Source organism: Companilactobacillus nantensis DSM 16982, assembly GCF_001435815.1.
GTDB classification, from domain to species: domain Bacteria; phylum Bacillota; class Bacilli; order Lactobacillales; family Lactobacillaceae; genus Companilactobacillus; species Companilactobacillus nantensis.
On sequence record NZ_AZFV01000013.1, the window covers coordinates 1 to 12,518 of the forward strand.

Sequence of the window (12,518 nt, forward strand, 5' to 3'; positions counted from 1 at the left end):
TCAATGGGGCTTATTTTTTTAGCATTAATATCAATATCTTTATCCATAAAATTACTTTTGCTAATTCCTGCAATGACAAATGAGTCACGTAGAAGATCAAACACAAAAGTGAAACAATATTTAGGACATAAGCTAAAAATCCAAGCAAAGCCGCTCCTTTCAGTTGAGTTCAATACCAGTTTATTAGACATGGCGAACACCTCCTGTTGTTAAAAAAGTAACGACTACCGCATTAACAAATTGCGTAGTTACATTATGTTGGATTATTTGATTTCTTCCAAGCAATTTTAGTGTTATTAAAACTTAAATACAATGAGTATTAATTTGGGTTGGAGTAATTAAACAAATTAATAATATTGACTTCTATACTTTGACACTCAATAATTGAACTGTTAGGTAAAAATGGGAGGACAATCATATGAAACAACTTTATATTGGTGATACAAATTGGCAAGCATCTGCTGTGGCTCTTGGTATTATGCGAATGAATAGTTTAACCCCAGAACAAGCTGCCAAAGATTTGGACGTTGCGATCGACAGTGGTATTAATTATATTGATTCCGCTGATATTTATGGTGGTGGCGATTCAGAAAAAGTTTTCGGTGCTGCTTTAAAACAAAGTAGTGTGAACCGTGATGATGTCTATATTCAATCAAAAGGTGGGATTATTCCTGGCAAGAGTTATGACTTCTCAAAACAACATATAATTGATGCTGTTGATGGGTCATTGGACAGAATGGGAATCGATTATCTAGATTCATTCTTGTTGCACCGTCCAGATCCATTGATGGAACCTGAAGAAGTAGCTGAAGCTTTCGATGACCTACAAAAAGCCGGAAAAGTTCGTCACTTCGGTGTTTCAAACTTTAATCCTCAACAATATTTACTAGTTCAAGAAGCAGTTGACCAAAGATTGATGATCAATCAATTGCAATTCAGTATTATGCACACAGGTATGATTGACTTTGGTTTACATACCAATATGACTGACACACGTTCTATCAATCATGATGGTGGAATTATTGAATTTTCTAGACGCATGGGTGTAACAATCCAGGCTTGGTCACCATTCCAATACGGGATGTTTGCTGGAACATTTATTAACAATGACAAGTTCCCAGAATTAAACAAGATTTTACAAGAATTAGCTGATAAATATAACGTCAGCAAGAATGCGATTGCGGCGGCTTGGATTCTCAGACATCCTGCTAATATTCAAGTTGTAATTGGAACAATGAACCCTGAGCATATTGCCGATAGTGCTAAGGGTGGAGACGTCGAATTAACTAAGCAAGAATGGTATGACGTTTACTTTGCTGCAGGTAATGATTTACCTTAAAATTTGTGTATGAGGGCTAGGGGCTTTCATTTGAATAAGTCGGTACGATTCAAGATGACTTAATTTATAAAAAATTGATATATTAAATAATCCCTTTATGAAATCATATGAAGTTATGCTTCGTATGAAATTCGTATGGGGCTTTTTTTGCCATTTTTTTAATTATATTTATATTCTTAAATTAAAATTGCTCTATATTAATGTATTGCAGTAGTCTAAAAAAATAAATTGATATATAAAACTAGTCGGAAGAACCGAGAAAACTTAACTGGCAGTGAAAGTGGCGTTAGAGCTTTAGCTCTTACACCACCGGGCGTGTTTGGAGACTTGCTTGCAAGGCTTCAAACCGAGGTCTGAGACCTTGGCTCAGGCCGGTCCGCACTGCCAGTTAAGTTTTTCTCGGTTCTGGAGACGGCATAATTAAAATAATCCACAAAAAATAGCCTTGGCAACCATAAAGATTACCAAGACCATTTAGTGCTCGAAAGCTAAACATGCACTGTGTCACCGTTTTTATTATATGGTGTGAAGGTTATTTACCAGTGAATTTAGCGTGACGTTTTTCTAGGAATGCTGTCATACCTTCAGTTTGATCTTCAGTAGCAAATGTTTGTGCCCACATTTGTGTTTCGAAGTCGATAGCTGTATCCAATGGTAAATCAGCGGCACGGTCGATAACATATTTAGCCATACCAACAGCAATCAAACCGTTCTTCTTAATTGTTGAAGCAATTTCAATTGCTTTGTCCATCAATTCTTCAGGAGCAGCAATTTCGTCAGCAATACCAACACGGTAAGCTTCGTCAGCCTTGATCATTGTACCAGTAGCAATCATTTCCTTAGCTTTACCACGGCCAACAAGACGTGTAAGACGTTGTGTACCACCAAATCCAGGAACAATACCAAGTGTTACTTCTGGTTGTCCGAACTTAGCTTTTTCTGAAACAATACGCATATCACATGATGAAGCTAATTCTAGTCCACCACCGAGACAGAAACCGTTAACTGCAGCAATTGTAAATTGTTTCAAGTTTTCGATCTTGCCAAATGAGTTGTGAGCTAGTTTTGAAAGTTCAGCAGCTTCGATAGGATTCATATCTCTCATTTGAGAAATATCTGCGCCAGCAACGAATGATCTATCGCCTGAACCTGTAATGATCAATACTTTAATAGCATCTTCATTATTCTTAACAACATCAAGTGCGTCACCGATATCAACCAATGTAGCTGAGTTAAGAGCGTTTAGTGATTTTGGACGGTTGATTGTCAATGTAGCAATTTCATCGTTAACGTCTAATAATACGTTTTCGAAATTTTTCATACCTTTTAATTCTTTTAAGCTTGTTGATTCTGTCATGTTAGTAACATCCCTTCAAAAGTAGTTACCAGCAAGTACTTTCGAGACTCATACTAAAGATAATTTTCAAAAATGCAAATTTTGAACCGAAATTTTGAAATTATGAAGCCCGAAAACACGGCTTTTTGAATTTCTGAAAAATTTTTTCAACCCCCAAAGTTTGTGAAAAATGACGTTTATTCGATAATGTAAACGCTATCATACAGGCGAAATCTGCCGTCTATAACATAAAGTTATTAATACCATGAATAAATATCAATATTTACGCGGCGAATTTTCTCCGTTATAGTTCAGTTTGCCAAGTTGATTACGAGGTGATGATTCGTTAAAAGGTCAAAGTTATGATCTATATTTTGACTTGGTAAAAAACTTTTGGGGGTATTTAACAATGAGCGGAACTTGGGATGCACGCTTCGCAGCTGAGTTTTTTGGAACTATGATTTTGGTATTATTCGGAAATGGTGCAGTAGCAAACTCATTTCTTAAAGACACGACCGGTAATGGGGAAAACGGCCAAGCCAATGGTGGTTGGATCTTTATCGCCGTCGGATACGGTTTAGGTGTTATGATTCCAGCAATGATGTTTGGATCAATCTCTGGTAACCATTTGAATCCAGCGATTACAATTGCACAAGCAGCAGCAGGAATCTTTCCTTGGGCAAAGGTTACACCATATCTTATCTTTCAATTTTTAGGTGCTATGGTAGGGCAACTATTAGTCCTAGTAATTTATTGGCCATACTACAAACGTACTAAAGACGAAGGAGCAATCTTTGCAACCTTCTCAACTGGTGATACAGCCGGTAGTACGATGAACGGTTTTTGGACTGAAGCAATTGGTACAGCTATTTTGACATTTGCGGCCATGGGATTATATCGTGGCATGTTCTTTAAGCAAAATATTGATTTTGCTAACATCGGGGTAGGTTTGGTTATTACAACGTTGGTTATGTCAGTCGGTGGACCTACAGGACCAGCCTTGAATCCAGCTCGTGATTTGGGACCTAGAATTGTGCACGCTTTGATGCCAGTTCCAAACAAAGGTGGTTCAAATTGGAATTATAGTTGGGTTCCAGTGGTTGCTCCAATCGTTGGGGCTGTTGTCGGAATCTTTATTTACAAAGGTTTCTTCGGACTATAATTAATTAGCTAGTTATCTAGTTTGTCGCCTTTGGGCGCGAGTGATGGAGATAGCTGTGAGACTTGATCTCACGGACACCTCCATCACTCGCGCCCCTTTTTTGTATTGAAACATGCTGTCTCCGGGCGAAAAAGATGGATTCCACTGTGAGGACTGCCCTGAGCCAAGGTCTCATGGCTCAATTTTGAACTCCGCATAGTTCGCGAATTTCAAAATGTATCCTGTGCTGTAAGAACAGAAAAATTGCTCGTCTTAACACCACGTCTACTGTTGGACCCCATCTTTTTGCCATCCGACTAGTTGTTCGGTAGCTAAATTGGCAATGGATGTCGTTGGTTTAATTTAACTAAGGGTACTTAATTATTTGCTGCGGTTTTGAATTGAACTGATTTGTGATTGTATTTGTTAACCTAAGAATTGAATCTGATATTTGAGATAAGCATGGGGAATCGTCTGATTAGGGACTTGAATTTTGGAATTAGCAGCATATTTGCAAAGTTAAAAATCTATCTTACAGCAGTCTTCACGCCAAATTATATTTCATTCACTCAAATCTAAGACACAAAAAAAAGCTGAATCCCAACGGACTCAGCTTTTCTTAACGTTCAATTTATGGAATTAACATGTACAACCAAGCAGCAACTGCGCCACCGGCTAGAGGTCCAAGGATAGGAACCCAACTGTAGGCCCAATCTGATTTACCTTTGTTAGCGATAGGTAAAATTTGGTGCGCAATACGTGGTCCCAAATCTCTGGCTGGGTTGATAGCATAACCGGTTGTCCCACCAAGTGAGAATCCGATTGATGTGATCAAGACACCAACAACCATTGGATTTAATCCATCAGTAAATTTACCACGTGTAAATGCTAATAGTGCGAAAACAAGAACTAAAGTACCAATAAATTCACTAAGAAAGTTCATTGGATAATCACGAATTGCAGGTCCAGTTGCGAATGTTCCCAAGATTGCGGCTGGATCATCTGTTTCTTTCCAATGTGGGTAATAATTAAGCCAAACAATTACGGCACCAACTAGGCCACCTAATGTTTGAGCAATCATATATGGTATTACGTATGACCATTTGAACAATCCGGCAATTGCCATTCCCAAGGTAACTGCGGGGTTCAAATGTGCGGGACTTAAGAAGGCTGAACAATAAACACCTAGTGTAACTGCCAATCCCCATCCAAGTGCGATGGCAATCCAACCGGCTCCTTCAGCTTTCGATTTCTTTAGTGATACGGCCGCTACAACACCATCACCAAGAATGATTAAAACCATTGTTCCAATAAATTCCCCAAGTAACTGTAGCGTTAAGCTATCATTCGTCATAATAAATCTCCTCCAATTTCACAATGATTACGCTTACATTTGAATTATACATTGATAGTAAAGGGATTACTATGCAATTTTATTGTGAAACTATTGAGAATTAATTATGGAGGGTATGACAAGATTTTATAGGTTATTCTTCTTTGCCCTTATATAGGAGAAAAAGGGGTCAATAAATTTGAAATACTCAATTTTATCAGAAAAGGTATTAAAATTTGATATGGTTTTTTACTAAGTAATGACAAGATATTGTAACATGCAATATCTTGTTGTCTATTTTTAGCTATGTAAGCGCTTATCCTTGATATAACGGGATTATAACTCAACGTTATATAGCTGATAATCAAGTAATATTGGTTTGATAGTTTGTAAAGGCTTACATTAGCAAGTGAAGATAGTTATTGATATCACAATGTGATGTGGCTATCTAGGTTTTCAATCGAAATGAGGGAAATCATTTTAAGTTATCAAAAAGCATTTGAAAACTCAAAACGCCAGCGAGTACTTTCAATCAAATGTTAAAAGATAATAATTGACTTCATTCATTACATTAATTTACTAATAAAGGTGGAGTTGAACATGTCAGATACAATGGTAAAAATTACTGAGAAACTTAAAGGAAACGTTGCACGTTCAGTTAATCCAGAAGGATGTCGTCAAGAGATTCTTAATCAAATTGCCTACGTACAAGGAAAAGGTAAGTATGAAGGTGCCAAAAAGGCTTTGATTATTGGAGGATCATCCAGTTATGGACTTGCTAGTCGAATTACAACAGCTTTTGGTCAAGGAGCTGATACAATCGGAGTTTCCTTTGAAAGACCACCACGTGATGAAAATATGCTCGGAACTGCCGGTTGGTATAACAACATTTACTTCCGTGAAGCAGCAGAAAAGGCAGGCTTGATTGGTAAAAACTTCATTGGCGATGCTTTTGCACAAGATATGAAGGATCAAGTTATTCAATATATTAAAGATAGCTTTGGGGGAAAGATCGATCTCTTAGTATATTCTGTCGCTGCTCCCAAGCGTACTAACCCAGACAATCCGGACGAAACATGGCGCTCAGTAATTAAAACCGTTGGTAAATCAGTAACTGGTGAAAACATCAACCTTGAAGAGAATAAACTCTTTGAACAAACAGTTGAACCTGCAACAGACGATGAAGTAGAAGCTACGAAACACGTCATGGGCGGCGAAGATTGGGAGATTTGGGTTGATGAATTGAAAGCTGCTGGAGTATTGGCTGATGGATTCAAGACTATTCTTTATTCATATATCGGACCTAAGAGTACGTATGACTTTTATCATGAAGGAACTTTGGGAGCTGCTAAAGACGCTGCCGAAGCATCATCACATAAGATTCAAGACAAGATCAATGACATTAACGGTGAAGCTTTGATTTCTGTATCTCGTGCCGTAACTACTAAGGCATCTGTTGTTATTCCTATTTTCCCAATGTATTGTATTGCACTTTATAAGATTGAAGAAGAAACAGGAACACATGAGACACCAATTATGCACAAAGATCGTCTCTTACGTGACATGGTTTACGGAGGACGTCGTGAAGTTGATGATCGCGGTCGTTTACGTCCAGACGCTTGGGAACAACGTGCGGACATTCAAGCAAAGGTTTCTGATTTGATGAAGAAGATTACGCCAGAAAACTTTAATAGTTCTCTAACTGGTTACGATGAATTTAGAAGAGAATTCATGCAACTAAACGGTTTTGAAGTACCAGGCGCTGACATTGACGCTGTCGATTTAGATGAATTAATGAAATTGAGACCATAATATTTTTTCGAATAGCATCTTACCTATAACTTTCAAAGCAGTAGGTAGTTGTGATCGATGAGTTAGAAAAGGATGGGGTGTTTTTATGACTGTACAATTTATTAACAGTGAAAAGGCTGCAGAGCTAATTCCTGATAATGCAACTATTGCTTTGGAAGGATTCTTAGGCTCGGATGTTGCTGAAGAGATCCTAGAAAATATTCGTAAGAGATTTGATTCAGAAGGTCATCCAAAGGATCTAGAAGTATGGCACGCATCAGGTATTGGTGATGGCAAAGATAAAGGTACTAATAACTTTGCTGCCAAAGGTTTGTTGAGAAGATTGGTTGGTGGACATTGGGCACTAGCTCCACAACTTGAACCTTTAGTAGCAAACAATGACTTTGAGGCATACAACTTCCCTCAAGGTGTTATGTCACAAATTTTCCGTGACTCAGCTGCTCACAAGCCTATTCAAATTAGTCGAGTTGGACTTGGAACATTCGTTGATCCTGACATCGAAGGTGGAAAACTAAATGATGCTGCTAAGAAAGACGATTTAGTTTCCAAGATGAAGATCAAGGGCGAAGATTACTTAGCTTATGATGTTCCAAAGCCTAATATTGCCATTTTACGTGGTACTTACGCTGATGAAGACGGTAATATTACTTTTGATGACGAACCATTGACACTTGAATCAACTTCAATTGCTATGGCTGCTCACAATAATGGTGGTAAAGTCTTTGTTCAAGTTAAGCGAGTTTTGAAGAAGGGCTCAATGAAGCCTAAGGATATCAGAATTCCTGGACTACTTGTTGACTATGTTGTTGAAACAAGCAACGAATTGATGACAAGACAAAGTACTGATACTCAATTTAACCCTGACTACGTTAACCAAGCTGTTGTTAAACCAGCTGGTGCCATTAACGTTCCACTTGATGCTAAGAAGGTTATTGCCAGACGTGCTGCCATGTACAAGAATGAAAATGACAACATTGTTAACTATGGTATCGGTAAATATCCAGAAACAGTTTCTTTGATTTTGAAAGAAGAAGGAGCTGCTGAAAACGTTACGACAACTGTTGAACCCGGAACCTTTGGTGGTGTACCAATGGGCGGTGGTGACTTTGGCTGTGCCATTTCACCTGAATCAACAATTGATCAACCATACATGTTTGACTTCTACGATGGTGGTGGTATCGACATCACATTCTTAGGACTTGCTGAATTGGATAAACTTGGTAATATCAACGTTTCTAAGTTTGGTCCAAAGATTGCTGGTACTGGTGGTTTCGTTAATATTACTCAAAACACACCAACTGTTGTCTTTACTGGTACATTTACTGCCGGTGGACTTAAAGAAGAAGTTAAAGATGGTAAGTTACACATTCTCCAAGAAGGTAAATTCAACAAGTTGGTTAATAACGTTGAACAAATTACTTTCTCAGGTCCTGTGTCACACGAAAATAAACAAAATGTTTACTATATTACAGAACGTGCTGTCTTCCAGTTGGTTGACGGTGGTATTGAATTGATTGAAATTGCACCAGGTATGGATCTACATAAAGATATCTTGGATCACATGGACTTCAAGCCAGAAATCAGTGATGATTTACGCTACATGGACCCACGTATTTTTGCAGAACCATTAATGGGCAGTGTCACAAACCAACCAGGTGAAAAAGTAGCATTGAATGTTTAGAATCCTGGCAACAATAATATAGAAGCAAACTGATCAAAGTTTTTCTGCCAGAACAAAAAAATGTCTAATTCACTTTGGGTGAGTTAGACATTTTTATTTTTTGGGAAGGCCGCCGGAGGGCGCGAGACCTCCGGCTAGTGTATTAGTTGTTTGGTGATAATTAAATATTTATTGATTTGCTCTCAATAAAACTGATTCAATGAAAAAAATAAAAGAAAGAGCGGAGAAACACGAATTGACAGTTTGTACAGCCAAGTTCAGGTTTCTCCGCTCTAGGGACGTTATAAAAAATTATTTATCAGGGCCTTGGTGATTCTTGAAGTAATTGATGAACCAATCTTGCGTGTATTTTACAACTGCATCTTGGTAAACATCTTTAATACTGCAAATGCTGATAGTCCATGGGAACAATGGGTCCATGTCGCGGTGTTCAATGTTGGTACCTGAATAATTTTCACCGATTGGTGAGGCAATAATTCCGACGGCATCGTCCATTTCAGAACAAATATTGAGGATTAAATCCCAAGAACTTGTTTTGAAGAAATAGTTGGGATGGAGGTCGTTTCTGATGAATCTCTGGTTTGTTTGATAAGTAACCATAAAGCTATCATCCAAAGTGACGATTTTCTCCTTGGCAACTTCTTTGAATGGAATTGGGCCTTTGAAATTGTGGAAACGGTGATTTTTGTTGAACCAGACGGCTACAGAACCATCGTAGATTTTCTCTTCTTGGACAGATGGATAAGTAGCTGGTGAAACTAACACTGCTAGGTCGATTTCTTGCAGAATTAATTTCTTTTGTAGTTCATAAGCACCTTTTTCGACGATTTGCAGGTCGATTTGTGGATTTTCTTGAATGAATTTAGGAATAGCTCGATTAAAGACGGTTGAGATAATGACTGGAGCAATCCCTACTTTGACCGTGCCGGTTTTAGTGTCAGCCCGATCATGAATACTTTTAATCATATCGTCATAATCTTGGCTGATTTGACGACCATGTTTAATGAGATCTTCTCCGGTTGGCGTCAAACCAGTGATTCTACCTTTTCCCCGAGTGAAAATTTGAATTTGTTCAACATTTTCTAATTCACTGATCAGTTTACTCAGTGCTGGTTGCGAGACGTTGAGGACACGTGAACTTTTCGTAAGATTAAAATCGTTGTCGACGATAGTTATTAGGTACTGAATTTGATGAATATCCATAATGTTATTTCTCCCTTCGAAACTGCAATCAAAGTAATCGGTCTATACAAGTAACCGCTTACATTTGATGCGTAAAAAAATATAGTATAACGAAAAATTATAGTAGCAGTTGCACATAAATTAATGATTTAAATCAATCTTTATGAAAGTATGAGGTTACTAACATGCAATTTATCACAAGCGATGGTGTCAGACTGGAGTATGACGACGTGGGTCAAGGGGATCCTATCTTAATTATGACGGGATACGCTGGTTACAAGGAGATTTGGCGTTCACAGGTCAAACTTCTAAGCCAACATTATCGTGTCATTAACTTGGATCGTAGAAATCATGGTCGTTCTGAAACTACAACTAAAGGATTACGAATGAGCCGCCAAGGAAAAGACGTTGCTGAGTTATTAGATTATTTGAAAATAAATAAGGTCAGTATGATGGGTAATTCTATGGGTGCAGCAACTATCTGGGCATATTGTTCCCTCTATGGGGATGACCGAATCGACAAAATAATTAGTGTCGATCAATCTCCTAAGATGATTTCAGATGACACGTGGCCATATGGTCTGTTGGATTTAAACTGGGATAACTTCCCTGAAGAATCTGAAAAGATGTATCAGGTCCACACGACGTATCGCAATATTGATGATGATACTTATAAATTAGTTAAGTCAGTCCAAAATGGTAAGAAGTTCGACTACGCATTAAACCGTCCATTGTTATTTGACCATGCTTTTCAAGATTGGCGAGATGTTATTAAACTTGTGAAAGTCCCAGTTCTTTTCTTGTCTGGAAAAGAAAGTCCATTCTGGTCTCCAGAGCATGCGACAGCCTCAGCCAGATTATGTGAACATGGCAAAGCTATCATTGTACCTGACTCAGGACACATCATTATGTCTGAACAACAAGAATTGTTTAACACAATCATGATGGATTTCTTGCAATCGTGATCGATGAAAACGCTATTAATATGTTGAAACTGCTATATGTAAATTATACGTTTTTTTACGCTTAAAGTGAGAACCATTATTTAATTACTTTCATATCTAATATATGACCATCAAAGCTAAAAAGTATAATTGCTAAAATTAGACTATTTTACTATCAATAAGTAGTCTCTATGGCACCAATAACCAATAGTTATAGACTTATAATCAAAATGATAGATTTATTTTTAAAAAAAATGCCATAAAACGGTAAAAACTATATTTGACAGTGAATCACGTAAAAAACGCTTTACTGTTTATCATAATAACCATAAAAACAAGTTATACAGCCTTTAACCGTTGATATGACAGGGATTATATAGCGATTGTGAATAAAAAGTAGCTAAAATTTAAGTAAACGCTTACAAGAGGCCTTTTTTCAAAATGCCGATAAAACAGCATTTTTAACGATTTAATAATTAGTAAAAAATTGAACGCAATTTGCAATTTAATTAATCGATTGTAATATAAATTGTAGGAGCGCTCGAGAGATATAGAGATGTTTTTCATAAGTAAACGATTGCAAAAATAAATTTATTGCAAACGAAAAATGATTTTCAATAATTAGCCTAGGTAAATGAAAATCATTTTTGAACCTATGAATTACATTTATGAAATTGGTTTATCAAACTTAACTTTCTATTGGAGGATATTAAAATGAATAAAGTATGTGAACTTTTAGGAATCAAGTACCCAGTTGTTCAAGGAGCTATGCAAGAAGTTGCTACTGCTGAATTAGCAGCCGCTGTTTCAAACGGTGGTGGTCTTGGTATTATCGCTGCTGGTGGTAAGACAGCTGACCAAGTACGAGCAGAAATCCAAAAAGCTAAGAAACTAACAAACAACACATTCGCCGTTAACTTGATGTTGATGGATCCTAACACACCAGAAGTTGTTAAAGTTGTTATCGATGAAGGCGTTAAAGTTGTTACAACTGGTGCCGGAACACCTAAACCTTACATGAAAGATTTAAAGGCCGCTGGTATTAAAGTTTGTCCCGTTATTCCTAACGTTAAGATTGCTAAGAAGATGGAAGAAATGGGTGCCGATGCCGTTATTGCCGAAGGTATGGAAGGTGGAGGACACATTGGTGTTCTAACATCACAAACTCTATGGCCACAAATTGCTGATGCAGTTTCAATTCCTCTAATCGCTGCTGGTGGTGTTGGTGACGGACGTGGTGTTGTAAATGCCTTTGTTGCCGGTGCACAAGCTGTTCAATGTGGAACAATCTTCTCAATCGCTAAGGAAAGTCCTGTTGGAGATAACTGGAGAAAATTAGTTATTGATGCTACTGATACTTCAACTGTTGTTGCTGGTGCCACAATCAAAGATGCTTCACGTATCATCAAGAACAACATTGCTAACAAGCTAACAGAACTTGAACTAGATCAAGTATCACGTGACGAATTCAACTCAGTTATGAACGAAGGTTTAAGAAACGCCGTTCAAAAGGATGATGTTGAAGACGGACTAGTATTCAGTGGTCAAGTTTCAGGTCTAATTAAAGAATCATTACCAGCAGGAGAAATCGTTAAGAAGTTGATGGACGAAGCTCAAGAAGTTCTTAACAAAAAAATTGAATTGGCTTAGGGAGGCCACTTTAGATTTATGTTAGGAGTTAATAAAAATTAACTTAGTATTTGTCGCCAGGGATGGTGGCAATCGTGGGACTACTAAGCTAGTCACACCT

The 12,518-nt window shown here is 37.6% G+C and carries 10 protein-coding genes; 6 read left to right on the forward strand and 4 right to left on the reverse strand.

The features are described 5' to 3' along the window. Positions 1-191, reverse strand: a 191-nt coding sequence (locus tag FD31_RS06870) for a hypothetical protein (RefSeq protein WP_157049152.1), incomplete at its 3' end; no start/stop codon positions are given. Positions 192-418: 227 nt separating this feature from the next. Here FD31_RS06870 and FD31_RS06875 point away from each other — a divergent pair. Continuing rightward, a complete protein-coding gene (locus FD31_RS06875) occupies positions 419-1,339 on the forward strand; it encodes an aldo/keto reductase (RefSeq protein ID WP_057892032.1) in 921 nt (306 codons plus the stop codon). A 532-nt stretch (positions 1,340-1,871) separates the two neighbouring features. Here FD31_RS06875 and FD31_RS06880 read toward each other — a convergent pair. Continuing rightward, positions 1,872-2,696, reverse strand: coding sequence for an enoyl-CoA hydratase-related protein (locus FD31_RS06880; RefSeq protein WP_235805338.1), 825 nt, complete (start codon positions 2,694-2,696; stop codon positions 1,872-1,874). Positions 2,697-3,084: 388 nt separating this feature from the next. On the opposite strand from FD31_RS06880, the gene FD31_RS06885 reads away from it, so the two are divergent. Further along, a complete protein-coding gene (locus tag FD31_RS06885) occupies positions 3,085-3,837 on the forward strand; it encodes an MIP/aquaporin family protein (RefSeq protein ID WP_057892033.1) in 753 nt (250 codons plus the stop codon). 610 nt (positions 3,838-4,447) lie between these two features. Here FD31_RS06885 and FD31_RS06890 read toward each other — a convergent pair. Beyond that, positions 4,448-5,170, reverse strand: coding sequence for an MIP/aquaporin family protein (locus tag FD31_RS06890; RefSeq protein WP_057892034.1), 723 nt, complete (start codon positions 5,168-5,170; stop codon positions 4,448-4,450). A 579-nt stretch (positions 5,171-5,749) separates the two neighbouring features. Between FD31_RS06890 and fabV the strand changes: the two genes are divergently transcribed. Together fabV and FD31_RS06900 are read left to right on the forward strand one after the other, a co-directional pair. After that, the gene (fabV, locus tag FD31_RS06895) at positions 5,750-6,961 is read left to right on the forward strand and encodes an enoyl-ACP reductase FabV (RefSeq protein ID WP_057892035.1); all 1,212 of its coding nucleotides are present in this window, start codon (positions 5,750-5,752) and stop codon (positions 6,959-6,961) included. An 85-nt stretch (positions 6,962-7,046) separates the two neighbouring features. Next, positions 7,047-8,642 carry an acyl CoA:acetate/3-ketoacid CoA transferase gene (locus FD31_RS06900; RefSeq protein ID WP_057892036.1) on the forward strand — a complete coding sequence of 532 codons (1,596 nt, stop codon included), beginning with the start codon at positions 7,047-7,049 and terminating at the stop codon, positions 8,640-8,642. A gap of 291 nt (positions 8,643-8,933) precedes the next feature. Here the strand turns inward: FD31_RS06900 and FD31_RS06905 are convergent, their stop codons facing one another. Further along, positions 8,934-9,845 carry a LysR family transcriptional regulator gene (locus tag FD31_RS06905; RefSeq protein ID WP_057892037.1) on the reverse strand — a complete coding sequence of 304 codons (912 nt, stop codon included), beginning with the start codon at positions 9,843-9,845 and terminating at the stop codon, positions 8,934-8,936. Positions 9,846-10,009: 164 nt separating this feature from the next. On the opposite strand from FD31_RS06905, the gene FD31_RS06910 reads away from it, so the two are divergent. Next, entirely contained in the window at positions 10,010-10,789 is a 780-nt protein-coding gene (locus tag FD31_RS06910; RefSeq protein ID WP_057892038.1) for an alpha/beta fold hydrolase, read from the forward strand. Positions 10,790-11,482: 693 nt separating this feature from the next. Beyond that, complete coding sequence (locus FD31_RS06915; RefSeq protein ID WP_057892039.1) at positions 11,483-12,418, forward strand: nitronate monooxygenase; 936 nt, start codon at positions 11,483-11,485, stop codon at positions 12,416-12,418. Positions 12,419-12,518 lie beyond the last annotated feature (100 nt).